25 protein-coding genes are annotated in these 23,673 nt (G+C 68.9%); 19 read left to right on the top strand and 6 right to left on the bottom strand.

Features of this window, described 5'->3' with window-relative positions:
- Nucleotides 1-33: 33 nt before the first annotated feature.
- Nucleotides 34-909: a protease HtpX gene (htpX, locus tag E4F25_RS01450; protein ID WP_140908504.1), complete on the top strand. Its 876-nt coding sequence runs from the start codon at nt 34-36 to the stop codon at nt 907-909.
- 380 nt (nt 910-1,289) lie between these two features.
- Here the strand turns inward: htpX and E4F25_RS01455 are convergent, their stop codons facing one another.
- On the bottom strand, nt 1,290-3,365 hold the full coding sequence (locus E4F25_RS01455; protein ID WP_140908505.1) for an EAL domain-containing protein: 2,076 nt from the start codon (nt 3,363-3,365) through the stop codon (nt 1,290-1,292).
- A gap of 77 nt (nt 3,366-3,442) precedes the next feature.
- Complete coding sequence (gene epmB, locus E4F25_RS01460) at nt 3,443-4,489, bottom strand: EF-P beta-lysylation protein EpmB (RefSeq protein ID WP_140908506.1); 1,047 nt, start codon at nt 4,487-4,489, stop codon at nt 3,443-3,445.
- A 61-nt stretch (nt 4,490-4,550) separates the two neighbouring features.
- Between epmB and efp the strand changes: the two genes are divergently transcribed.
- From efp to folE2, 6 genes are read left to right on the top strand one after another with little or no spacing between them, the layout of a single operon-like run.
- The gene (efp, locus tag E4F25_RS01465) at nt 4,551-5,117 is read left to right on the top strand and encodes an elongation factor P (RefSeq protein ID WP_140908507.1); all 567 of its coding nucleotides are present in this window, start codon (nt 4,551-4,553) and stop codon (nt 5,115-5,117) included.
- Nucleotides 5,118-5,120: 3 nt separating this feature from the next.
- The gene (locus tag E4F25_RS01470; protein ID WP_140908508.1) at nt 5,121-6,467 is read left to right on the top strand and encodes a TRZ/ATZ family hydrolase; all 1,347 of its coding nucleotides are present in this window, start codon (nt 5,121-5,123) and stop codon (nt 6,465-6,467) included.
- Nucleotides 6,464-7,168 carry a bifunctional 2-polyprenyl-6-hydroxyphenol methylase/3-demethylubiquinol 3-O-methyltransferase UbiG gene (gene ubiG / locus E4F25_RS01475; RefSeq protein ID WP_140908509.1) on the top strand — a complete coding sequence of 235 codons (705 nt, stop codon included), beginning with the start codon at nt 6,464-6,466 and terminating at the stop codon, nt 7,166-7,168. The genes E4F25_RS01470 and ubiG overlap by 4 nt, the downstream gene beginning before the upstream one ends.
- A gap of 17 nt (nt 7,169-7,185) precedes the next feature.
- Nucleotides 7,186-7,851 carry a phosphoglycolate phosphatase gene (gene gph / locus E4F25_RS01480; protein ID WP_407062818.1) on the top strand — a complete coding sequence of 222 codons (666 nt, stop codon included), beginning with the start codon at nt 7,186-7,188 and terminating at the stop codon, nt 7,849-7,851.
- Nucleotides 7,852-7,853: 2 nt separating this feature from the next.
- On the top strand, nt 7,854-8,528 hold the full coding sequence (locus E4F25_RS01485) for an isoprenoid biosynthesis enzyme family protein (RefSeq protein WP_140908511.1): 675 nt from the start codon (nt 7,854-7,856) through the stop codon (nt 8,526-8,528).
- A 50-nt stretch (nt 8,529-8,578) separates the two neighbouring features.
- On the top strand, nt 8,579-9,496 hold the full coding sequence (gene folE2, locus E4F25_RS01490; RefSeq protein WP_140908512.1) for a GTP cyclohydrolase FolE2: 918 nt from the start codon (nt 8,579-8,581) through the stop codon (nt 9,494-9,496).
- A gap of 130 nt (nt 9,497-9,626) precedes the next feature.
- On the opposite strand, the gene E4F25_RS01495 is transcribed toward folE2, so the two are convergent.
- Both E4F25_RS01495 and yidD read right to left on the bottom strand, forming a co-directional pair.
- Nucleotides 9,627-10,973 carry a dihydroorotase gene (locus E4F25_RS01495; RefSeq protein ID WP_140908513.1) on the bottom strand — a complete coding sequence of 449 codons (1,347 nt, stop codon included), beginning with the start codon at nt 10,971-10,973 and terminating at the stop codon, nt 9,627-9,629.
- A 13-nt stretch (nt 10,974-10,986) separates the two neighbouring features.
- On the bottom strand, nt 10,987-11,205 hold the full coding sequence (yidD, locus tag E4F25_RS01500; protein WP_140908514.1) for a membrane protein insertion efficiency factor YidD: 219 nt from the start codon (nt 11,203-11,205) through the stop codon (nt 10,987-10,989).
- Nucleotides 11,206-11,314: 109 nt separating this feature from the next.
- Here yidD and dksA point away from each other — a divergent pair, with 109 nt between their 5' ends.
- Nucleotides 11,315-12,343 carry an RNA polymerase-binding protein DksA gene (gene dksA, locus E4F25_RS01505; RefSeq protein ID WP_246069685.1) on the top strand — a complete coding sequence of 343 codons (1,029 nt, stop codon included), beginning with the start codon at nt 11,315-11,317 and terminating at the stop codon, nt 12,341-12,343.
- A 19-nt stretch (nt 12,344-12,362) separates the two neighbouring features.
- Here the strand turns inward: dksA and E4F25_RS01510 are convergent, their stop codons facing one another.
- Nucleotides 12,363-13,880 (bottom strand): FAD-dependent oxidoreductase, encoded by a 1,518-nt coding sequence (locus E4F25_RS01510; protein WP_140908516.1) that lies wholly within the window; start codon nt 13,878-13,880, stop codon nt 12,363-12,365.
- Nucleotides 13,881-14,062: 182 nt separating this feature from the next.
- Between E4F25_RS01510 and E4F25_RS11680 the strand changes: the two genes are divergently transcribed.
- From E4F25_RS11680 to E4F25_RS01550, 8 genes are all read left to right on the top strand, one after another.
- Complete coding sequence (locus E4F25_RS11680) at nt 14,063-14,452, top strand: CopL family metal-binding regulatory protein (RefSeq protein ID WP_140908517.1); 390 nt, start codon at nt 14,063-14,065, stop codon at nt 14,450-14,452.
- Nucleotides 14,453-14,563: 111 nt separating this feature from the next.
- Nucleotides 14,564-16,390, top strand: coding sequence for a copper resistance system multicopper oxidase (locus tag E4F25_RS01520; protein ID WP_246069687.1), 1,827 nt, complete (start codon nt 14,564-14,566; stop codon nt 16,388-16,390).
- 5 nt (nt 16,391-16,395) lie between these two features.
- On the top strand, nt 16,396-17,367 hold the full coding sequence (locus E4F25_RS01525; RefSeq protein WP_246069689.1) for a copper resistance protein B: 972 nt from the start codon (nt 16,396-16,398) through the stop codon (nt 17,365-17,367).
- 15 nt (nt 17,368-17,382) lie between these two features.
- Nucleotides 17,383-18,153, top strand: coding sequence for a c-type cytochrome (locus E4F25_RS01530; RefSeq protein ID WP_181168170.1), 771 nt, complete (start codon nt 17,383-17,385; stop codon nt 18,151-18,153).
- 5 nt (nt 18,154-18,158) lie between these two features.
- Nucleotides 18,159-18,692, top strand: coding sequence for a DUF411 domain-containing protein (locus tag E4F25_RS01535; protein ID WP_140908519.1), 534 nt, complete (start codon nt 18,159-18,161; stop codon nt 18,690-18,692).
- A 75-nt stretch (nt 18,693-18,767) separates the two neighbouring features.
- Nucleotides 18,768-19,121 carry a four-helix bundle copper-binding protein gene (locus E4F25_RS01540; protein WP_140908520.1) on the top strand — a complete coding sequence of 118 codons (354 nt, stop codon included), beginning with the start codon at nt 18,768-18,770 and terminating at the stop codon, nt 19,119-19,121.
- 116 nt (nt 19,122-19,237) lie between these two features.
- The gene (locus E4F25_RS01545; protein WP_181168171.1) at nt 19,238-19,531 is read left to right on the top strand and encodes an EF-hand domain-containing protein; all 294 of its coding nucleotides are present in this window, start codon (nt 19,238-19,240) and stop codon (nt 19,529-19,531) included.
- Between the two features lie 73 nt (nt 19,532-19,604).
- Nucleotides 19,605-20,081 (top strand): DUF305 domain-containing protein, encoded by a 477-nt coding sequence (locus tag E4F25_RS01550; protein ID WP_220433168.1) that lies wholly within the window; start codon nt 19,605-19,607, stop codon nt 20,079-20,081.
- An 8-nt stretch (nt 20,082-20,089) separates the two neighbouring features.
- Here the strand turns inward: E4F25_RS01550 and E4F25_RS01555 are convergent, their stop codons facing one another.
- The gene (locus tag E4F25_RS01555; protein ID WP_140908522.1) at nt 20,090-20,707 is read right to left on the bottom strand and encodes a cation diffusion facilitator family transporter; all 618 of its coding nucleotides are present in this window, start codon (nt 20,705-20,707) and stop codon (nt 20,090-20,092) included.
- A gap of 84 nt (nt 20,708-20,791) precedes the next feature.
- Between E4F25_RS01555 and E4F25_RS01560 the strand changes: the two genes are divergently transcribed.
- The 3 genes from E4F25_RS01560 to E4F25_RS01570 all read left to right on the top strand — a co-directional run bounded on the left by E4F25_RS01560 (nt 20,792) and on the right by E4F25_RS01570 (nt 23,673).
- Nucleotides 20,792-21,166, top strand: coding sequence for a hypothetical protein (locus tag E4F25_RS01560; protein WP_140908523.1), 375 nt, complete (start codon nt 20,792-20,794; stop codon nt 21,164-21,166).
- A 63-nt stretch (nt 21,167-21,229) separates the two neighbouring features.
- A complete protein-coding gene (locus E4F25_RS01565) occupies nt 21,230-22,504 on the top strand; it encodes a TolC family protein (RefSeq protein WP_140908524.1) in 1,275 nt (424 codons plus the stop codon).
- Nucleotides 22,501-23,673: an efflux RND transporter periplasmic adaptor subunit gene (locus E4F25_RS01570; RefSeq protein ID WP_140908525.1), complete on the top strand. Its 1,173-nt coding sequence runs from the start codon at nt 22,501-22,503 to the stop codon at nt 23,671-23,673. Before E4F25_RS01565 ends, E4F25_RS01570 begins: the two co-directional genes overlap by 4 nt.

A 23,673-nucleotide genomic window follows, 5' to 3' on the forward strand; every position in this document is an offset into this window, starting at 1 on the left:
CCGCGCCGTCGCGCGGCGTGCTGGAAGCATTGCATGTTCAAGCGGGTCGCATTGTTCGTCGCCACCAACCTCGCGGTGCTGGTCCTGGTCAGCGTGGTGATGGCCGTCCTCGGCGTCAATCCCCAGGACTTCACCGGGCTGCTGGTGATGGCCGGACTGTTCGGCTTCGGCGGCGCGTTCGTGTCGCTGCTGATGTCGAAGTGGATCGCCAAGCGCAGCACCGGCGCGCACGTGATCGACACGCCGCGCAACGAGGCCGAGCAGTGGCTGCTGGCCACGGTCCGGCGGCAGGCCGAGCGCGCCGGCATCGGCATGCCGGAGGTGGCCATCTACGACGCGCCGGAGATCAACGCCTTCGCCACCGGTGCCAACCGCAACAATGCGCTGGTGGCGGTATCCACCGGCCTGCTGCGGGCGATGGACCGCGACCAGGCCGAGGCGGTGCTGGCGCACGAGGTCAGCCACGTGGCCAACGGCGACATGGTGACCATGGCGCTGCTGCAGGGCGTGCTGAACACCTTCGTGATCGTGCTGGCGCGGGTGGTCGGCCGGGTGGTGGACGGCTACCTGAGCGGCGGCCGCGACAACGGCGGCGGTGGCATCGGCTATTTCGCGGTGGTGATCGTGCTGGACCTGGTGTTCGGGCTGCTGGCGAGCATCATTGTGATGTGGTTCTCGCGCCGCCGCGAGTTCCGGGCGGACGCGGGCGGCGCTTCGCTTGCCGGTCGCGGCAAGATGATCTCGGCGCTGCAGGCGCTGCAGCGCAACCAGGGCGTCAACACGCTGCCGAAGGCGGTGCAGGCGTTCGGGATCTCGGGCGGGATCGGGCACGGGCTGCGGCGCCTCTTCATGTCGCATCCGCCGCTTGAAGAGCGCATAGAAGCACTGCAGAAGTCTGTGGTCGCGTAGGTCAAGCGCGGGGTTGTACGTTTGAGTCAGGGGGTGGAGGGCGCGCACGGCGCAGGGCCGTGCACACCCTCCACCCCCATTGACACGGCGCCTGCGCTTGGTCTGGCTCCGGCTTCGGGGGGAACAAGCTCACGACCTCGGGGCGCCGGCGGCGCTGCTGGATCCAGGCGCGAATGCGGCATGGTGTTTTTCACCATGTCGGGAAAGAGTGCGTTGGGGCAGGACGCGTCGCGTGTGCGAGGTCGTGAGCTTGTTCCCCACTCCCCCCAGACACGGAGCCGCCCGCGAAAGGGTCAGTGGGTCGGGGTGTGTGCCCGCCAAAGGCGGGTGCGCGCCCCGGCCCTCCCTCCAATCGCACTGACCCGGCTACGCAACCCCGACTACTCGAAGTCGTAGCTCATTTCCGGCCCCGCAGGCGCCAGGAAGTTGCCCTCGACGAAGTCGATGCCGGCGGAGAACAGGATCGCCATGCTGGAAGCATCCTGCACGAACTCCGCGATGCTGCGGATGCCCAGGCTGCGCGCCTTCTCCGCAATCTCCGCCACCCGCTGCTGGCTCGCCTGGTTCTTCGGCAGGTCCTCCGTGAAGCTGCGGTCCAGCTTCAGGTAGGCCGGGTCGAAGTGCGACAGCAGCTGGAACGAATCCAGGCCCACGCCGAACTGCTCCAGCCCCACCAGGCAGCCGCAGGCGGTGATCGCCGCCGCGAATTCCTGCGCCGCGCGCAGGTGCGTGAACACCTTCGCCTCCGGCAACTGCAGGATCAGGCGCTCGCCGGCCACGCCGGTCGCCGCGAGCCGCTCGCCGACGAACTTGGCCAGGGTGTCGTCGGCCAGCGAGGCCTGGGTGATCTTGACCAGCAGGGTGACGTCCTTGCCGGCCTGCTGCTGTTCGCCGATGACCTTGATCGCGCGCCCGACCACCCAGCGGTCGATCTCCCACAGCAGGCCGTGTTCCTCGGCGATCTGCTGGAAGCTCAGCGGCGGCACCATCTCGCCGGCGCCGACGTCGAGGCGGATGTAGGCCTCGTACATCGCGCGGGTCTCGCCCTGCAGGCTGATCACCGGCTGGTAGTGGAGCAGGAAACGGTCGTTGTCGAGCGCGTCGCGCAGGTGCGTGACCCAGGCGTCGATGCGTTCCTGCTCGGCGCGGTCCACCGCGCCCGGGTCGAAGATGCCGAAGCGGTTGCCGCCGACGTTGGCCGAGGCCTGCACGCCCTCGATGGCCTTGTTCAGCACCTGGCTGACGCTGGCGATCTTCTCGCCGATCTGCACGCCGCCGATGCTCACGGTGATCGCGGCCGAGCGCTCGCCGATCTCGACCACGTGCGAGGCGAAGGCTTCGCGGATCTTCTCGGCCAGCGCCTCGGTGGCGACGTGGTCGCCGCGCGCGAGCGCGGCCAGGGTGTGTTCGCCGAAGCGCGCCGCGGTCGCGTCCGCGCCGAGCACGCCCTGCAGGCGCTCGGCCAGGCCGCGCAGCAGGGCGTCGGCCGAATCCAGGCCGATCTCCTGCAGCAGGCGCTGGTAGTGGTCCGGTTCGACCAGCAGCAGGCCGTACTGGCCTTGGCGCTGCGCGGCATCGGCCACCGCGTCCTCGAGCGTGTGCAGGAAGGTCGGACGGTTGAGCAGGCCTGTGACCTGGTCGCGCTGGCGCAGTTCCTCGACTTCCTTCGCCAGCTCGGGATCCAGCTCCTGGCGGCGGAAGATCACCTGCAGGCAGGGCTCGCCCTCGTAGCTGGCCGGGGTGAATTCCATGACCGCCGGGAACGGGTTGCCTTCGCCGTCGCGGGCCTCGAGCTCGTAGCGCGGCGGCGGCGCCTCGCCCTTGCTCAGGCCCTTGAGCAGGTTGCGGAAGCCGTCCACGTGCTTGGGCGCGACCATGTCCAGCAGCGACATGCCCTCGAGGTCGTCGAACGACTCGAAGCCGAACATCTCCATGTACGCCGCGTTGGCGCGGATGTGCATGCCCTCGTGGATGTAGGCGATGGGGTCGCGCGAGGATTCGATCAGGGCGTCGCAGCGGCGTTCGGTCTCGCGCACCTGGGCCTCGAGCCTGCGCAGCGCGCGCCGGGCCTCGAGGTCGCTCCACTCGGTGCGGACCACGCCCAGCAGCTGCTGCGGCTGGTGGCGCAGGGCGATGCCGCGCACGCCGTTGGCGAGGGCGCGGGTCAGCGCGGCGTCGTCCACCTGGTCCACGACCACGACCACCGGCAGGTCCTTGCCGCTGGCCTTGATGCAGTCGATCACGTCCTGCAGCGGCACGCTGGCCGCGTCCTGCGCGACCAGCGCCAGGTCCATCGGCTGCGCCGCGAGCTGCGCGCCCAGCGCGTCCACCGACTCCGGGCGCGACGGGCGCACGGCCACGCCTGCGTTGCGCAGGGTGCTGACGATCGCCTCGGCCGCCTCGACGCTGTCGTCGACGATGATCAGGCGCAGCGCTTGGTCGGGTCCGTTCGCCATGGTCCAGCGATTTCTACAGGATGGCCACTGTAACGTCCAATGCCGCCTTCAGCGGCCGGGCCATGGCATGACCACGGTCACAGCGGGCGCTTCCCGGGGTCCCCGGCGACCTCGCGCACCAGCCGCGGCACCAGGTAGCCGGACAGACGCGCGGCCAGCCCTGCATGCAGCGCGCGCGCGCGTTCGTCCGGCACCTCGAAATGCGCCGCGCCGGCGACGCGGTCGAGCTGGTGCAGGTAGTAGGGCAGCACCCCTGCGGCGAAGCCGCGCTCGCACAAGGCGGCCAGCGCCTCCACCGAATCGTTGACCCCGCGCAGCAGCACTGCCTGGTTGAGCAGGGTGGCGCCGGCGTCGCGCAAGGCCGTCAGCGCCGCGTCCACCGCCGGGTCGAATTCGTTGGCGTGGTTGGCGTGCACCACCACCGTCACCGGCCACGGCTGCCCGCGCAGCCAGGCGAGCAGGTCGCGGTCCACCCGCGCGGGCAGCACGATCGGCAGCCGGGTGTGGATGCGCAGCCGGCGCAGGTGCGGGATGCCGGCGAGCGCCGCGGTCAGCTCGGCGAGCTTGGGGGTGGCCAGCGACAGCGGGTCGCCGCCGGACAGGATGACTTCCTCGATCGTCGCGTCGGCGGCGATCGCGGCCACCGCGTCGCGCCAGTGGTTGGCGGCAGCCGCCTGTTCGGCGTAGGGGAAGTGGCGGCGGAAGCAGTAGCGGCAGTTGATCGCGCACGAGCCGGTCGCCACCAGCAGCGCGCGGCCGCGGTACTTGCGGATCACCCCCGGGCTGGTCGTCGCCGCGCCGTCGCCGACGGCATCGAGGCCGAAGCCCGGAACCACCCGGTCCTCGTCCAGCACCGGCAGCACCTGGCGCAGCAGCGGGTCGGCCGGGTCGCCCGGGCGCATGCGCGCGACGAAGGCGCGCGGGACCCGCAGCGGGAACGCCGCCGCGGCAGCGGCCGACAGGCCCCCGGCGAGGTGGCCGAGGTCGAGCATCGCCAGCAGCTCGCGCGGATCGCGCACGGCCTCGCGCCATTCGCGCTTCCAGTCCGCGGGCGGGCGCACCGCCTCCGCGGGGGATGGCTCCCGGGGAGCAAGCTGCAGGGCGGGGGAGGCAGCAGGTATCATGGCCGACCCATTTTAACCGTCCGCGGGCCACGCCCCGCGCGGCAGCACAGCAGGAGCATCGATGGCCACCCTCGGCATGAACGACGTCAAGAACGGACAGAAGATCCTGGTCAACAACGAGCCGGCGATCATCACCGACACCGAATACGTCAAGCCGGGCAAGGGCCAGGCCTTCACCCGCGTCAAGTACCGCCAGATCCGCACCGGCCGGGTGCAGGAGATCACCATGAAGGCGACCGACTCGCTGGAGTCGGCCGACGTCGTGGACACCGACATGCAGTATCTGTACTCCGACGGCGAGTACTGGCACTTCATGAACCCCGAGACCTTCGAGCAGGTGCAGGCCGACAAGGCCGGCATGGGCGGCGCCGAGAAGTGGCTGAAGGGCGAGGAGGAGTGCGTGGTGACGCTGTTCAACGGCACCCCGATCATGGTCACCCCGCCGAACTTCGTCGAGCTGAAGATCACCGAGACCGATCCCGGCGTGCGCGGCGACACCTCGGGCGGCGGCGGCAAGCCGGCCACGCTGGAGACCGGCGCGGTGGTGCGCGTGCCGCTGTTCGTCGGCCAGGACGAGGTGATCAAGGTCGACACCCGCTCCGGCGAATACGTCTCGCGCGTGAAGTAGGCGATGGCGGGCGAGGGCGCTCCGGAGCGTTGCGACCTGCTGATCGAGGCCGGCTGGGTGGTCCCGGTCGAGCCGCACGGGGTGGTGCTCGCCGACCACGCGGTGGCGGTGCGCGACGGCGGCATCGTGGCGCTGCTGCCGCGCGCCGAGGCCCGCGCGCGCTTCGCCGCCGGCGAGGTGGTGTCGCGTCCGGACGGCGTGCTCATCCCGGGCCTGGTCAACGCGCACACCCACAACCCGATGACCCTGCTGCGCGGGGTCGCGGACGACCTGCCGTTGCAGGAGTGGCTGCAGGGCCACATCTGGCCGATCGAGGCCGCGGTGATCGCGCCCGACTTCGTCGCCGACGGCATCGAACTGGCGATCGCCGAGATGCTGCGCGGCGGCACCACCTGCTGCAACGAGAACTATTTCTTTCCCGACGTGCAGGCGGCGACCTACAAGCGCCACGGCTTCCGCGCGCGCGTCGGGCTGCCGGTGATCGACTTCCCGACCGCCTGGGCCAAGGGCGACGACGAGTACTTCGACAAGGCCGGCGAGGTCCACGACCAGTGGCGCGACGACCCGCTGGTCGCGACCGCCTTTGCGCCGCACGCCCCGTACACCGTGTCGGACGCGAACTTCGAGCGCATCCGCATGCTCGCCGACCAGCTCGACGTGCCGGTGCACCTGCACCTGCACGAGACCGCGCACGAGGTCGAGGAAGCGCAGCGCACGGCCGGGCAGCGCCCGATCGCGCGCATGGACCGGCTGGGCCTGGTCAACGACCGCCTGGTGGCGGTGCACATGACCCAGCTCACCAATGGCGAGATCGCCCTGTGCGCGCAGCGCGGCGCCACCGTGGTGCATTGCCCGGAGTCCAACCTCAAGCTGGCCTCCGGCTTCAGCCCGGTCGCCGAGCTGGCGCGCGTCGGCGTGGTGCTGGCGATCGGCACCGACGGCTGCGCCAGCAACAACGACCTCGACATGTTCGGCGAGACCCGCACCGCCGCGCTGCTGGCCAAGGCGGTGGCGCGCGACGCGGCCGCGTTCGACGCGGCCAGCGCGCTGCGCGCGGCGACCCTCGGCGGCGCGCGCGCGGTCGGCTTCGAGGACCGCATCGGCTCGATCGAGCCGGGCAAGCAGGCCGACCTCGTGGTCGTGGACATGGCGCAGCTGGAGACCCAGCCGCTGCACCACGTCGTCTCGCAGCTGGTCTATGCCACCGGCCGCCACCAGGTCACCGATGCCTGGATCGCGGGCCGCGCGAAGCTGCGCGAGCGCCGGCTCGTGGACATGGACGAAGCGGCCATCATGGCCAGGGCACGGCAGTGGCGCCAGCGCATCGCAGGCATCGAGCAGACCCGATGAGCAACGTTTCGCAGGCCGAACTCGACAAGTTCAACAGCCTCGCCAGCCGCTGGTGGGACCCGCAGGGCCCGCAGAAGGCGCTGCACGCGCTGAACCCGGCGCGCCTGCGCTACGTCGCCGACCGCGTTGCGTTGCGCGACGCGACCGTGCTCGACGTCGGCTGCGGCGGCGGCCTGCTCAGCGAGGCGCTGGCGGCCGAGGGCGCGCGGGTGACCGCGATCGACCTGGCCCCCGACCTGCTCAAGGTCGCGCGCCTGCACGGGCTCGAATCGGGCGTGCAGGTGGACTACCGCCAGCAGTCGGTGGAATCGCTGGCCGCCGAACGCCCGGGCAGCTTCGACGCCATCACCTGCATGGAGTTGCTCGAGCACGTCCCGGACCCGGTGTCGGTGGTCGCCGCGTGCGCCACCCTGCTCAAGCCGGGCGGGCGCCTGTTCCTGTCCACGCTGAACCGCACGCCGGCGGCGTTCGCATTGGCGATCGTCGGCGCCGAGTACGTCGCGCGCATGCTGCCCAGGGGCACCCACCGCTACCGCGATTTCATCCGCCCCTCCGAGCTCGCAGGCTGGCTGCGCGGGCAGGGCCTGCAGCTCGAGGACGTCAGCGGCCTCGCCTACGCGCCGTGGCGCGACGCGGCGCGCCTCTCGCGCCGCACCGACGTCAATTACCTGGCCTGCGCGCGCAGGCCGGGGGCCGCGTGATGCCCGCGGTGCCGGGCATGCAGGGCGGGCAGGTGCCGCCGCTGGTGCTGTTCGACCTGGACGGCACGCTGCTCGACAGCGCGCCGGACTTCGTCGCCACGATCGCGGTGCTGCGCTCGCGCCACGGGCGCCCGTCGATGCCCGAGTCGCAGTTGCGCCCGCACGTGTCGCGCGGCTCGCGCGCGATGCTCGCAGCCGCGTTCCCGGATCTCGACGAGGACGCGCGCGAAGCCCTGGTACAGCCGTTCCTCGACATCTACCGGCGCGAGCTCGCGCAGCACGGCGCGCCGTTCGCCGGCGTCGCCGAACTGCTCGACGCGATCGAGGACGCCGGCAGCCGCTGGGGCATCGTGACCAACAAGCCCGAGGCGCTGGCGCGCGCGCTGATGCCGCTGCTGGGCTGGGAATCGCGCTGCGCGGTGCTGGTCGGCGGCGACACGCTGCCGGTCGCCAAGCCGGACCCGGCGCCGCTGCTGCACGCGGCCAGGCAGGTCGGGGTGGCGCCGGGCGAGTGCGCGTACGTCGGCGACGACGAGCGCGACATCATCGCCGCGCGCGCCGCCGGCATGCCCGCCCATGCCGCGCTCTGGGGTTATCGCCTGGACGACGACGACCCGCTCACCTGGCAGGCCGACGCGGTGCACGCGGAGCCGCTGCAACTGCTCGACGCCTGGCGGGCGTGAGCATGGGCGCGGGCGTGGCCGAGGGCCCCGACAGCTTCCTCGACAAGTGGCGCGCGCGCTGGCCCGAGTGGGCGCTGGCCGAGGTGTTCGTGCCGGCACCGCAACGCGAGGCCGTCGTGGCCTGGCTGGCCCTGCGCCAGGAACTGCTGGACGCGGCCTGGGGCGGCAGCGATCCGCGCCCGGGCGAGGCCAAGCTGGGCTGGTGGCAGGAGGAACTCGAGGCCTGGCAGCGCGGCATGCGCCGGCATCCGCTCGGCAAGCTGCTGCAGCCGCGCGAGGCGCCCTGGGCGATGCTCGCGGCGGCCTTGCCGCTGCTGGCGGCGACCCGCGAGCAGCCGGCGCCGGCGCGGCTGCGGCCGTTCGCCGAAGCGCTGGCCGCGGTCGGCGCGGCGCTGGAGCCGGGCAGCGTCGCGGTGCCCTGGGACACCCTCGCCGACGGGCTGCGCGCGCAGCGCCTGCTGGGTGGCGCCGACGATGCGGTGCACCGCCAGGAAGCCGCGGCCCTCGCGGCCGGATGGCATGCAGGCGGCCTTGATGCGCGCGGGCGGCCGCTGGCCGGGCGCCTGTTCGACGCGATCCTGCACGCCCGCCTTGCGCGCCACGCACGCGGTGCCCACGGCCCGCCGGCGCGCATGCGCACGCTGTTCGGGGCCTGGCGCGCCGCGCGCAAGACCTAGCGTTCCAACTCGTCAACGGTGGCCGTGCGGGCGCCCGGTACAATGCGCCGATGGCAACTGCCCCCGAATCCCCCCTGACCCTGCCCGACGTCGCCCGCGAGCCGGTCGCGCTGGCGCGGCCGCTGGACTGGGTCGGCATGGACAACATCGCGCTGCCGGTGCGGATCGCCGGCGAGGATGGCGCCACCGTGCAGGTCGCCGCGTCTGTGGACGTGGCGGTGGACCTCGGTGACGCCGCGGCGCGCGGAATCCACATGTCGCGCCTGTACCTGGGCCTGCAGCAGGCCTTCGCCACCGAGGCGATCACGCCCGGCGGGCTGCGCAAGGTGCTGCAGGGCTTCGTGGACTCGCAGCGCGGGCTGAGCAGCGCCGCGCGGCTGGTGGTGCGCTACGCGCATCTGCTCAACCGTCCGGCGCTGGCCAGCGCGCACGCCGGCTGGAAGCAGTACCCGGTTGCGATCGAGGCGACCCTGCGCGACGGCCACCTGAAGCTCGCGCTGTCGCTGGCGGTGGAGTACTCCAGCACCTGCCCGGCCTCGGCCGCGCTGTCGCGCCAGATCAACGCCGAGCGCTTCGCGGAGGATTTCGCCGCTGCGCGCCCGCTGTCGCCCGAGGTCGTGCGCGACTGGCTGGCCTCCGAGCGCGGGATGGCGGCCACGCCGCACGCGCAGCGCAGCCGCGCCGACGTGCGCGTGGAGCTGAAGCCGGCCTTCGACGAGCTGCCGGTGGCGGCGCTGGTGGACCTGCTCGAGGAGGCGCTCGGCACGCCGGTGCAGACCGCGGTCAAGCGCGAGGACGAGCAGGCCTTCGCCGAGCTCAATGCCGCCAACCTGATGTTCTGCGAGGACGCCGCCCGCCGCGTCGCGGCCGCGCTCTCCGCCGACCCGCGCGTGGACCGCTTCGACGCCACCGTCGCCCACTACGAATCCCTCCACCCCCACGACGCCGTCGCCCGCGTCAGCGGGTGAGAGCATTCTTTAGCCACAGATTTCACAGATTGAAAAGGATTGAAAAGCAATCGGTTTCGCGGTGACCGGTCAGATCGCAGCGAACAATCCTTTTTTGATCTGTGGAATCTGTGGCTAAAAGGCAGTCCGGTCAGCGGTTGAATTTGAGGCGTTGGCCGGCGGCTTGGCCGAGGAGGCGGGTGCCGTCCCAGACCTGGGTGCCGTTGACCCAGGTGGCGGCGATGCGGGAACGGAAGGTCATGCCGTCGAAGGGGGACCAGCCGCACTTGGAGAGCACGTCCTCGCGGCGCACCTGCAGCGGCGCGTCGTCCACCAGCACCAGGTCGGCGAAATGGCCCTCGCGCAGGTAGCCGCGCTCGGCGACGTCGAACAGTTGCGCCGGTGCGTGCGACACCTTCTGCACCACCTGCGCGGTCGTCAGTTTGCCCTCGTGCACCAGTTCCAGCGCCGCCAGCAGCGCGTGCTGCACCAGCGGCAGCCCGCTCGGCGCCTGCGCGTACGGACGCTGCTTCTCCTCCCAGGTGTGCGGCGCGTGGTCGGTGGCGAGCACGTCGATGCGGCCGTCGGCCAGCGCGGCGGTGAGCGCCTCGCGGTCGGACGGCTCCTTGATCGCCGGGTTGCACTTGATCAGGTTGCCCAGCCGCGGATAGTCGCGGCTGTCGAAGCGCAGGAAGTGGATGCAGGTCTCGGCGGTGATGCGCTTGCGGGTGCCGTCCGCGCGCAGCAGCGGGCCGGGCTCGAACAGCGCCAGCTCGTCGGCGGTGGAGATGTGCAGCACGTGCAGGCGCGCGCCGTGCTTCTTCGCCAGCGTCGTCGCAAGCACGCTCGACTTCATGCACGCCTCCCGCGAGCGGATCAGCGGGTGGCACTCCACCGGGATGTCGTCGCCGTACTTCGCCTTGTACGCCGCGAGGTTGGCCTCGATCGTCGGCGTGTCCTCGCAGTGGGTGATGATCGGCGTCGGCGCGTCGCGGAAGATCGCGTCCAGGGTGTCCGGGTCGTCCACCAGCATGTTGCCGGTGGACGCGCCCATGAACACCTTGATGCCGGGCGCGGACAACGGATCGAGCGCACGGATCGCTTCGATGTTGTCGTTGCTCGCGCCGAGGTAGAAGCCGTGGTTGGCCCACATCCGCCCGGCCGCGCGCCGGTACTTGTCCTCGAGCGCCGCGGCGTCCAGCGTCGGCGGGCTGGTGTTGGGCATGTCCATCACGCTGGTCAGCCCGCCGGCCACGGCGGCCGCCGATTCCGTGGCCATGTCGGCCTTGTATTCCAGGCCCGGTTCGCGGAAATGCACCTGGTCGTCGATCATGCCCGGCAGCAGGCGGCGGCCGGAGGCGTCCACCACGGTCTCGCCGTCGCGCGCCGCCAGGCCGCTGCCGATGGCTTCGATGCGGCCGTCGCGGATGCGCAGGTCGCCGTCGAACTCGCGGCCTTCGTTCACCAGGCGGGCATTGACGATCAGGGTGTCGGTCATCTGGGTTCCCGGGTCAGGGCGGGGGCACGGGATCGTGGCCCCCGGGGTGGAGCGGATGGCAGCGGCCAATGCGCCGCAGCGCCAGCCAGCCGCCCTTGAGCGCGCCGAAACGCGCGATCGCGGTCATCGCGTACTCCGAGCAGGTCGGCACGAAACGGCAGCGCGGGCCCAGCAGGGGGCTGAGCCAGCGCTTGTAGCCGCGCAGGAGGGCAATGAGCAGGCGTGCGATCACGATAATTGGACGGCACGCCGCGCACACTCGTGCAAGGTTGCCGGTATGGTCCCCGCAGGGTATAACAGCGCGCTTTCCCGTCTCAAGGGAAGAAGAGGAACGAAACACCGTGGCTTCGAAGAAAACCCCGAAGAAGGCGGCCAAGGCTGCCTCCAGGAAGACCCCCGCCAAGGCTCCCGTGAAGAAGGCGGCGAAGAAGGCCGTCGCCGGGAAGGGCGCGGCGAAGAAGGCGCCGGTGAAGAAGGTCGCGGCGAAGAAGGCGGTCGCGAAGAAGGCGCCGGCCAGGAAGACGCCGGTCAAGAAGGCCGCCGCCAGGAAGGCCGTGGCGAAGAAGGCCGCGCCGGCGAAGAAGGCCGTTGCGAAGAAGGCGCCGGTGAAGAAGGCGCCCGTCAAGAAGGCTGCGGCGAAGAAGGCCGTGGCGAAGCAGGCCCCGGTCAAGCAGGCCCCGGTCAAGAAGGCCGTCGCGAAGAAGGCCGCGCCCGCGAAGGCGGCGCTGGTCAGGAAGGCGGCGGTCGCGAAGAAGGCCGCCCCGGCCAAGGCCGCGCAGCGCCCGGTCGCCAAGGCCGCCTCGCGTCCGGCCAAGCAGGCCCGTGTCGAGGCGCCGGCGCGCACCGCACCGCGCGCACGCCCGATCGGCAAGGTCGCGGTCGCGCGGGTCGCAGCGCCGGCCGCGCCCGCGCCGCGCACCAAGGTCAAGGTGGTCCCGTACAAGACGGACGACAGCGGGCGCCCGATCGTGCCCGACGGCTACAAGCCGAGCGCCGACGAGGAGTACATGAACCCGCTGATGCTGGAGTACTTCCGCCAGCGGCTGCTGCAGTGGCGCGCGGACCTGGTCGAGGAATCCAAGCAGACCATCGAGAACCTCAAGGACGAAGTGCGCGACGTCGGCGACGAGGCCGAGCGCGCCACGCGCGAGACCGAGAACTCGCTGGAACTGCGCACCCGCGACCGCTACCGCAAGCTGATCGGCAAGATCGACAGCACGCTCAAGCGCGTGGACGAGGGCGAGTACGGCTACAGCATCGATTCGGGCGAGGAAATCGGCCTCGACCGGCTGGAGGCGCGCCTCACCGCCGAGCGCACCATCGACGAGCAGGAGCGCTGGGAGCACCTGCAGAAGCAGATCGGCGACTGAAGCCACCCGGCGGCCGCGATCACGCGGCCGCCAGTTCCGCCTCCAGCTCCAGGTTCGCGCGGTCGCGGCCCACGGTCGCCGCGGCGACCAGCGTGCCCCAGCGGTAATAGCGCGCGGTGAAGTCGCGAGCCTCGGGCGAGCCTTCGATCCGCAACTCGTCCCACCCGGCCAGGTGGCCGGTGACCCGCAGTTCCAGGTCGTACTGGTGGGTCCAGAAGAACGGCACGTCGGTGAACTCGCGCGCGTCGCCCAGCAGGTTGTCGGCGACGCACTGGCCCTGGCGTTGCGCGTGCACCCAGTGCTCGACCCGGGCGTGGGCGCCCCCGTGCGGATAGCGCGCGACATCGCCAGCGGCGTAAAGCCCGGGGATCGAGGTTTGCAGGGTCGCGTCCACCAGGATGCCGTTGTCCACCGCCATCCCGGCGGCTTCGGCAAGCTGCGTGCGCGGGACCACTCCGGCACCGACGATCACCAGGTCGGCCGCGACCCGGCTGCCGTCGTCCAGCACCAGCGCGTGGCCGTCCAGGCGCACCGGCTTGCGGCCCAGATGGAACGCAACGCCATGGTCGCGATGCAGACCGGCCAGGAATTCGCCCAGCTGCTCGCCGAGGATCCGCGCCATCGGCACCGCTTCCGGGGCCACGATCGACACCGCCAGGCCACGGCTGCGCAACGCGGCGGCCGCCTCCAGCCCGATGAAGCCCGCGCCGACGAACGCGACGCTGCGCGCGCCTGCCGCGGCGGCCACGATCCGCTGCGCATCGGCGAGCGTGCGCAGGCTGAAGACGTGCGCCAGGTCGAAGCCCGGCAACCCGAGCCGACGCGGTTCGGCGCCGGTCGCCAGCAGCAGGACGTCGTAGTCGAAGCGTTCGCCGGTCGCGGTGGTCACGCGCCGCGCCTGCGGATCCAGCGCCGCGACTTCACAGTCCAGGCGCAGGTCGATGCCCTGGTCGACGTAGGCGGCGGCATCCTGCAACGGCAGCCATTCGGGTGGCGCGGTGCCGGCGAGGAAGTCCTTCGACAGGTTGGGGCGGTCGACCGGGACGTCCGCGTCGGCGCTGAGCATGGTCACGCTGCCGTCGAAACCGCGGTCGCGCAGTCGGCGTGCCGCGGCATGACCGGCGGCGCCGCCGCCGACGATCACCACCCGGCGCGGCTTGCCGGCGCCGTGGTGGACGGTCGCTGCCGGTGGCCCCGGCAGCCGTTCGCGCACGAATACGCTGCCGTCCACGACTTCGGTCCGCCAGCGGCCGAGCGGGGCGAACGCCGGTGCGCAGTCGGCGGCGCCGGTGCGCAGGTCGAAGCAGGCGTGGTGCCAGGGGCAGTGCACGCTGCCGTCGGCGATCCGGCCTTCGGCCAGCGGCGCGCCGTAGTGGGTGCAGTGCGCGCCGACCGCGTGCACGCCATCGTCCAGCCGCACCAGCAACACCGCGTCGTCGCCGACCCGGCCGGCCAGCACGCCGTCGTCCGGGATCGACGCCAGCGGCACGCCGCGGGCCAGGTCTGGGCCGGGAAGGGGACCGTTGCCGTCGGACATGGCGGAGTGCTCCGGCCGCAGGGGGAGGACGGCCCGACCACCAGCCTACGCACTTCCGGGTCAGCAACAGAACGCCATGTGCAAAGCCCATTCCCCCGCACGTCAGCGAAGCGACCCTGGATCAAGCCCAGACTTCATCCGCCCTATACCCTTGACGTCGGGGCATGGGATAGAGTGACGCGATGCTGTCTCCGCTGGTCCTCTTTCGCCTGCTTCTCAGTGTCGCCCTCGTGCTCAACGGGATTGGCGGTGCGATGGCTGCGACCCGCATGCATGTCGAGCAGGCATCCACGGCGGAGCAAGTCCGCATGCCCGCGAGCGCCGGGATTCCCTGCCACGATGAGCAGGGCGCCGCTGAGGGGGATGCAGGCGCGCCGCACGAAGAGTCTCCAGCCCCCGATTGTTGCAAGTCCGGGCTCTGCGCCTGCGCTTGTGCGCACGTCTCCCAGGTCCCCCTGCCCGCGCTCCCGTCGACGGAGCTCGTTGCGGGCCGTGACCTCGCAGTAGCCCACATGTCGTTGGGCCATGCCACGCCGGCCTTGCCGCATCTGATCCGACCTCCCATCCGCTAAGCGTCCCTTCGGCGCCTCAGTGCGCCTGATCGCTCCTGCCTGCCTGCGTACTACGGCAGCCGGAGTCGTGCTTCGGCTCTCACGAGCCTGACGCTTTTCGTGGAGTTCCCCATGTCATCGCATTCCCTTGACCGCAAGGCCGGTCGCGCGTTCGAAATGTCGCGGCGTCGCTTCGTACAGGGCCTCGCCGCCGGCGGGGTTGTCGCCGGCTTCGGCCTGTGGCCCAAGGCCACCTGGGCCGTGAAGTCGCCCGGCCAGCTCAACGTGCTGTCGGGCACCGAGTTCGACCTGTCCATCGGCGAAACGCCCGTCAATATCACCGGTCTCACCCGGCCGGCCATCACTGTCAATGGTTCCCTGCCCGCACCGCTCCTGCGCTGGCGCGAAGGAACCACCGTCAACCTGCGCGTGGCCAATGCGCTGCCGCCGGATTCGATTCACGGGCACGAAGCTTCGATCCACTGGCACGGCATCCTGCTGCCCGCCAACATGGACGGCGTCCCGGGATTGAGCTTCGACGGCATCGGTCGCGGCGAGACCTATCACTACCGCTTCCACGTCAAACAGGGTGGCACCTACTGGTATCACAGCCATTCGGCATTCCAGGAGCAGGCGGGCCTCTACGGACCGCTGGTAATCGATCCCATCGAGCCCGAGCCGTTTGCTTACGACCGGGACTACGTGGTCATGCTGACCGACTGGACCGACCTCGATCCCGCCGCGCTCTTCGCGCGACTGAAGAAGATGTCGGACTACGACAACTACTCCAAGCGCACGGTCGGCGACTTCTTCGAGGACGTACGCGACGACGGGTGGGCGGCGACGCTGGCCAATCGCGGCATGTGGGGCCGTATGCGGATGACGCCGACCGATCTCTCGGACGTCAATGGCAACACTTACACCTACCTGTTGAACGGGACGACCTCACTGGGCAACTGGACCGGGTTGTTCCGGTCCGGCGAGAAGATTCGGCTCCGCATCATCAACGGATCATCGATGACCCACTTCGATGTCCGCATCCCTGGATTGAAGATGACTGTGGTGGCCGCCGACGGCCAGTACGTGCATCCGGTGACGGTCGACGAATTTCGCATCGCGACGGCGGAAACCTTCGATGTCATCGTCGAGCCCAGCGGGCAGGATGCCTTTACGATCTTTGCGCAGGACATGGGCCGCACCGGTTACGTCAGCGGCACCCTGGCCGTGCGCGAAGGACTGCGCGCTCCGGTGCCGGCAGTCGATCCACGCCCGATCCTCACCATGGCCGACATGGGGCACGGCGGCATGGGGCACGACATGGCCGGGATGTCGGGCATGGCGGGAATGGAGCAGGGCGCCATGAACCACGCGGGCCATGACATGGCCGCGATGGCCACCGGTTCGATGGCGGGCATGGAGCATGGCGGAACCGGGATGCAATCGCATCCGGCAAGCGAGGAAGGCAACCCGCTCGTCGACATGCAGACGATGACCCCCGCGCCCATGCTCGCGGATCCCGGCATCGGACTGCGTGACAACGGCCGCACCGTCCTGACCTACGCGATGCTAAAGAGCGCCTTCCCCGATCCGGACGGGCGTGAGCCGGGACGCGAGATCGAGCTGCATCTCACCGGGCACATGGAGAAGTTCGCCTGGGGCTTCGATGGCATGAAGTTCTCCGATGCGGCGCCCCTGCGTTTCAACTACGGCGAGCGGCTGCGCATCGTGCTGGTCAACGACACCATGATGACCCATCCGATCCACCTGCACGGCATGTGGAGTGATCTGGAGGACGAACAGGGCAACTTCCACGTCCGCAAGCACACCATCGACATGCCCCCCGGGACGAAGCGCGGTTATCGGGTCCGCGCGGATGCACTCGGCACTTGGGCTTACCACTGTCATCTGCTCTACCACATGGAGGCCGGAATGATGCGGCAGGTCAAGGTGGAGGAATGAACGCCATGAAGCATTCGAAGCCGATCCGCCGCCCGCAGCTCCTTGCCACTGCGTTGGCAACATTGTTGGCGCCGCTGCCTGCTTGGGCACAACACGCCGACCATATGCCGCCCCCGCCGTCAGTTCCCCAGGAAGCGCAGTCCGACAAGCCGGAAGAAGTGAAACAGGAAGCGCCAGAGGAGATGAATCACTCAACCATGGACCACCCGGCCATGGACCATTCGGCCATGGACCACTCGACGATGGACCTTCCGGCCACTGTCGATCCGCTCACGCCAATTCCCGAGGTGACCGACGCCGATCGCGCGGCCGCCGTCGCGCCTGAGGAAAATCATCCTGTCCACGACAACGGCATCTTCCATTACGTGCTCTTCAATCGCCTGGAAGCCTGGGATGCCGATGCAGGCACGGGGCTGGCCTGGGAAGGTCAGAGCTGGATCGGAACCGATCTCAACCGCTTATGGCTGCGGAGCGAGGGCGAGCAGGTCAATGGCGAGTTGGAGTCGGCCGATCTTGAGGTGCTTTACGGTCGCAGCGTGAGCGCCTGGTGGGACGTGGTCGCCGGCGTGCGCCATGACTTCAAGCCGGGAGCCTCGCAGGACTTCCTGGCAATCGGCGTCATGGGGCTTGCGCCCTACAAGTTCGAAGTCGAGGCGACGGCCTACGTCGGCGAGTCGGGACAGACTGCGGCCAGGATGGAAGTCGAGTACGAGATGCTGCTTACCAATCGGCTGATCCTGCAGCCGTTGTTGGAGGCCGAGTTCCACGGCAAGGGCGACGAGATGCGGGGAATCGGTTCGGGCCTCAGCACCGCCGAGTTTGGCCTGCGCCTCCGCTACGAGATCCGTCGCGAGTTCGCCCCGTATATCGGCATCGTTCGCGAACGCGCCTTCGGGCAGACGGCGCGATACCGCGAGCAGGACGGTCATCCGTCCGACGACACCCGCGTGGTCGCGGGCTTTCGAATCTGGTTCTAAGGGGAGAGTTCAGAGATGCCAATCGTTACCAGGAGATCGTTGTTTGTGTTGGGAGGCCTTGCGATCGGAGGAGTTGCAGTCGCGGGTTTCGTCTGGTCGGGCGCCTACAACGTGGGGGCGGACGATCCGCACATCGCGCCGGTGTATGCGTTGATGGAGACGATCCGGGACCAGTCCATCCGATCCAGGGCGGACGACCTCAAGGTGCCGGATCTCGAGGGCCGCGAACGCATGATGCAGGGCGCCGGCAACTACAACGCCATGTGCGCGGGCTGCCACCTGAAGCCCGGCGTGAGCGAAACCGAGCTGAGCAAGGGCCTGTACCCCGCGCCCCCGGATCTCACCCGAACTGAGGTTGATGAGGCGGAGGCATTCTGGGTGATCAAGCACGGGATCAAGGCTTCCGGCATGCCGGCCTGGGGCAAGAGCATGGAGGACGAATACATCTGGAACATGGTGGCGTTCATCCGGCAGTTGCCCACCCTCGATCCGCAGGCATACCAAGAGCTGGTCGCCAGCAGCGGCGGACATTCCCACGGCGGTGGCGAGTCGGCCGGACACTCGGATGCCGAAGGCGAGGAGGCGCCTCATGAACATGCCATGGGCGAAGACGCCGAACACGAAGACGGCCACCTTCCAGCGGCCGGCGTTCCGGTCCCGGAGGGTGGCACCACACATGTCCACGCCGATGGCATGAGCCACGTGCACACGCCTTCGGTTCCGCAGGCCGCGTCCACTGCAGTGCCGGCCGACGATGGCCACGACGATCACGACCATCAGGATTGACCAAGATGCGCACGCTCCGCTCCCACGCATTGTTCCTGGCGACGCTGGTACTCGCCGCCTGCAGCCAGGCACCCAGTCCGTCTGTCGCACCGGCATCGCCGGGCGCCTCGACGCAAGCGGCTCAGCCTCCGTCAACTCCGGCAACAATCCAGCCCGACCTATCGCTGCCGCTGGTCACCGTGCACAAGAGCCCAACGTGCGGCTGCTGCACCGGCTGGGTGAAGCACATGCGCGAAGCCGGCTTCCGGGTAGAGGTGCGCGATGTCGACAACCTCGACCCTGTAAAGACCCGATTGGGCATTCCGTATGGGAAGGGTTCCTGCCACACCGCCAAGGTCGGCGGCTACTTCGTCGAAGGTCACGTGCCGGCGTCGGACATCAAGCGCCTGCTCGCCGAAAAGCCCGATGCCAAGGGCTTGGTGTTGGCCGGAATGCCGCTGGGATCGCCGGGCATGGAAGTCCCGGACGGAACCGTCCAGCCCTACACCGTGGAAATCATCGACCAACAGGGGGAGGCCACCGCATTCGCTCGACATTGAGTGGCCAGTTGCACCGGGGACGGTGATACGGGCGCGCCGCATCTCGCCCGCATTTCGACATGGAAGGAAAACAACATGACCCACCATTCAGCCGAACACCGACCCCAGGCCATGAACGAGTGCATCGACAACTGCACGCAGTGCCACGCGATCTGCCTGGAGACCATCAACTACTGCCTTACCAAGGGCGGCGAGCACGCAGCACCACAGCATATTGCGCTGCTCGCGAGCTGCGCCGACATCTGCGCTACGAGCGCCTCGGCAATGCTTCGTGGCGCCGATATCCACACCGTGATCTGCGGTGCCTGCGCAGAAGTGTGCCGCCAATGCGCCAAGGACTGCGAGGCGATGGGCGACGCCGAGATGAAGCGTTGCGCGGAGATCTGCCGTCGATGCGCTGAAAGCTGTGAGGCAATGGCGGCAGCTTGACCGAAGAGGCCCCGTCGGCTCGCCGGCGGGGCCCCATCTGATGGCAGGAAAGCTTGACTCTGGACCATGGTCCAGATGCGATTGTGACATCCCGCATGTCTTTCAATGAGATCCCCATGAAGCAAGTTTCCATCCTGCTGTTGGCCACTGCTCTTGCCGCCGGGAATGCCCTGGCTGTTCCGCAATCGAATTCCCATGCATCGCATGCGGGCCACGGCACGTCGGCAGCGGCCCCCGCCCAGCCTGACCCCTCGACCAAGGCGTTCGACGCGCTTGACGCGGACAAGAGCGGTCTCCTTTCAAAGGCAGAGCTGGCCAGGCATCCAATGGCAGCCCATGCCTCGATGGTCGACACCGACAACGACGGAAGCCTCAGTCGCGAGGAATTCACGGCTTTGCAGAAGATGTAGTCGGAGAATGCAGTGGCCCCCCGGTGGGGTCGCCACCTGATCACTTGCCGGCAGGGCTCATAGGAGGTACGTCATGAAGCAGATTCAGGAAGTGAAGCACGCTCACATGGGTCACTATGGTCGCCTCATGGGCATGGTGGCGCTCTCGTTCGTCGCCATGTACATCCTGATGTACGCGATGGTGAATCGCTTCGAGAACGTCTTCAACAACATCAACCAGGTCTACATGGCCGGGCTGATGGCAGCGCCGATGCTGCTGATCGAATTGGCGCTGATGCGAAGCATGTATCCCGACAAGCGGCGGAACACATGGTTTGCGATTGGTGCCGTATTGTTCATGGCGCTGTGCTGGTTCGGTATCCGACAACAGCTGGCAGTGACGGACCAACAGTTCCTGCGCTCCATGATCCCGCACCATGCCGGGGCCATCCTGATGTGCGAACAGGCGGATCCGCAGGCGCCGGAAATCCAGGCGCTTTGCCGGGAGATCGTGGCTTCGCAGCGATCGGAGATTGCGGAGATGAAGGCGCTGCTGGAACCCGTGCCGTGAGCCGTCGCTTATCCGCCGGACGCAAGGCCCGAGCAGGCATTGCGGAAAACACGCGTCGCCGACCGCGCGAAAAGTACGAGCAGGAACGCTCCGATCACGAGATCCGGCCACCCTGAGCCGAAGAGCCAGACACCGCCCGCGGCGGCAAGCACTGCAAAGCCCTCCCACACGTCGTTGCGCGAGCACTCCCATGCAGAGCTCATGTTGACGTCCCCAGCCCGGAACGGCGAAAGCAGATACAGGCAAAACCCATTGGCGCCGAGATTCAGGATGGCCGCGACGCCGATGGTCTCGAACAACGGGACCGCCGGATGCGCAAGTCGCCAGCCAATTTGCACTGCAACCGCGATTGCAGCGGCCATGATCAGGGCCGCCTTGACCAGTGCCACCCCGGCCTTCGCCCGGTGGTTGGCGCCCACCACGGCAAGACTCAATGCGTAGGTCAACGCATCGCCGAAGTTGTCCAGTCCGCCCGACAGCAACGACGAAGAGCGAGCGTGAATTGCCGCGCCCACCATCAACAGGAACGTGCCGATATTGATGCCGAGGACGATCAGCAGCGTGCGGCGCTGGCGCGCTTCCAGGGCCTGGACATCGATCTCGCGTTGGCAGCAGCTATCGCCCATACTGAATTGGATCGGGGATTGGGGACATCCACTCTAAACCCTACGTAATTGCATAACACCGTGACTCTCGGCTATCCTGCCCCGATGCCGTCGGCACCCGCCAGTTCGATCCTTGCTCGCCTGCGTGCCTCCACGCGGCTGGCGGCCTTCGTCCTGCTCGTGTTCGCCCTCAAGATCGGTACGGTCGCGGCCTGCGCCAATCACGATTACGGGCAGATCGATTTCGGGGAGGCGGGCCACCCAGTGGCCTCGGCATCGATCGACGACACGCCGGCGGAAAAGGGGCCGCTGTCCACGCATTCGGGTTCCTGCACTCATTGCCAGTGCCACCACTCGGTCGCCATCCTGTCCCAGCCATTCAATGCACTGGCTGTCCTCGCACCTGCCTCGGCAATAGCCGAGGGACCGCCAGTGCTGTTCGCAGATCGCCGGCGTGACCTGAGGCCACCGATCGCCTGAGCGACGTGTTGTGCGCCCCGTCGCATTGTCGACCGGAAACGTCGTTTCAGAGGATTTCCCCAAATGTCTTGTTCACCAAGGCTGCGGCGACGCAAAGTCGCCCGGCTCGGCATCGCCATGGCGGCATGCCTGTTTCCCATGCTGGGCCTCGCCCAGGTTCAAAGCGCGCGTGCACCCGCGCCTGTCCAGGAAGCGCTGCAGTCGGCGTGGCAGCGTTATCCCGGCTACCGTGCGGCGCAGGCCCAACTCGCGGCCGCACAGGCGCGGCGTACTGCGGCTGGGCAGCCGCTCTATAACCCGGAGCTCGAGTTCGCCGCGGAGGATGAAGGTCCCGATCGCCGAGCCACCGTGGGTGTCGACCTGACGCTGGATCTAAGCGGCAAGCGGGAGGCGCGTCTCGAAGCAGCCGATGCCAGGCTGGATCTCGCCGTGGCCGAGGCCCGCGTGCGGGAGCGCGATTTCATCCGGCTGTGGTTCACCGGCTGGACGGCGTGGCTGAGCGCCCGGGAACGGCTGCAAACGGGCGAGCAGCGGCTTGCACTCATGACCCGCTTTGCCGAGCTTGCCGAAAAGCAGTTCGATGCCGGTGACATTTCCGGCCTCGAACGCGACCTGGCAGCGCTGGCGCGTGATGAGGCGCGCAGCGAACAGGCGCAACTGATCGCCGAGGAAGCCGAAGCGCAAGCCCGGTTCCGCGCGGTAGGCGGTGTCCCGGGTCAGCTTGATGCGCTTGCCTTGGGCGTGCCGCCACCTCCGCCCATGCTTGCCGACCCGCCTTTGCCTGTAGGGCTTCCTGAGTGGCAGGTCGCTCAAGCGGCCGTCGAGGCTGCCGAGGGCGACGTGCTGGTCGCAAGCCGGAATCGAAGACCCGATCCGACAGTCGGCGTCAGTGGTGGGCGCATTGACTACGGCAACGTCCAGGACCGGATCATCGGCATATCCGTGCGCATTCCGCTGTTCGTTCGCAACAGCTATCGCGCGGAGGTGGTCGCTGCGCAAGCGGACGTCGAAGCCGCGGCAGCGGACGCCGAGCGCATCCGCCTGGAACTCGCTGCCGGGCAGCAGGCGGCGATCGAGTCCTACCGGGCCACGCAAAGCGCCTGGGCCAGTTGGCAATCGAGTCGCGGGACTGAAGTGAGCCGTCGTGAGGCTTTGCTTGAGCGCCTGTGGCGGGAAGGCGAACTCTCGACCGCCGATTACCTCCTGCAGATCAAGCAGACCCTGGATACCCAGCTCGCCGGTGCCGAACTCCAGGCACGCCTGTGGCGCAGCTATGTCGACTATCTCGCCGCCGTCGGCCAGCTCACCCGCTGGTCCGGACTGGAGGCCACCCCATGAGAGACGTGCAGATGAAATCGAATCGAACCCTCCTCCTGCCTGTCTGCGTGGGCTTGCTGTTGGCGCTTGGCGCCTGTGGCAACGCGCCCGAACAGGAGAGCGCCGAAGCGCCCGAAGGCGTCGAATCCGTTGCCGATGGCGAACACGCGGAAGAGAGCAGCACGCTGATCGAGCTCGATGCGGCCGCGGTCAAGGCAGCCGGCATCAAGGTTGAAACCCTCAAGCCGTCGGTGGCCGAAGAGCAGGTGCGCGCTCCGGGCGAAGTCCTGGACAACGCTTATGGCACCACGCTGATCACACCGCGCGTTGAATCGCTCGTCATCCGCCGCTACGCAAAGCTCGGCGACGAAGTACGCGCCGGTGCGCCCCTCGTCAGGTTGTCGAGCGTGGAAGTTGCCGACGCGCAGGCCGAACTGCGCATTGCAGAACAGGAGTGGGCCCGTGTTTCATCCCTCGGCCGCGAGGCGGTGGCCGGGCGCAGGATCATCGAGGCAAAAGTTGCGCTGGATCGCGCCCGCGCGATGGCACGTGCCTACGGGTTGCCTGGCACCGCGTCCGGCAATGCCAGCGGGGAGTTCACGCTCCAAGCGCCGCATGCAGGCCGCATCACGGAAGACAACTTCGTCGTCGGCGAGCGCATCGAACCCGGGCGCCCGCTGTTTCGCCTGGTCGATGAATCGATCGTATGGGTAGACGCGAAGTTGCCTCCCGGCGTCGTCTCGCGCATCGAGTCCGGGAGCCCGGTCACCGTGGTCGCCGGCGAAGATCGTCTGGCGGGAACCGTGCAGCGCAGCGCGCATCGCACGTCCGAGTCGACGCGCAATGCCGAGGTGCGGATCGAAGTACCCAACAAGGGCGATCGGCTGCATGCGGGCGATTTCGTCGAGGTCCTGTTCCAGGCGGTTGCCGATTCCGGCGGCGGGGAGGGTGCCCAGCAGTTGGCCGTGCCCACCAAAGCCATCGTCCAGCTCTCCGGGGAGACAGTGGTATTCCGCCGTACGGAAGCAGGCGCATTCGAACCCGTGTCGGTCCGGACCGGGGATGCCGTGGGCAACCAGACGATCGTTCTGGACGGGCTGGAGCCGGGGAATGCGATCGTCGTCGAGGGCGCATTCGGCCTGAAGTCGCAGATCCTCAAGTCGCAGATGGGAGAGGGCCATGGGCACTGA

The sequence above is a fragment of the Cognatiluteimonas lumbrici genome, assembly GCF_006476065.1.
Lineage (GTDB): Bacteria > Pseudomonadota > Gammaproteobacteria > Xanthomonadales > Xanthomonadaceae > Cognatiluteimonas > Cognatiluteimonas lumbrici.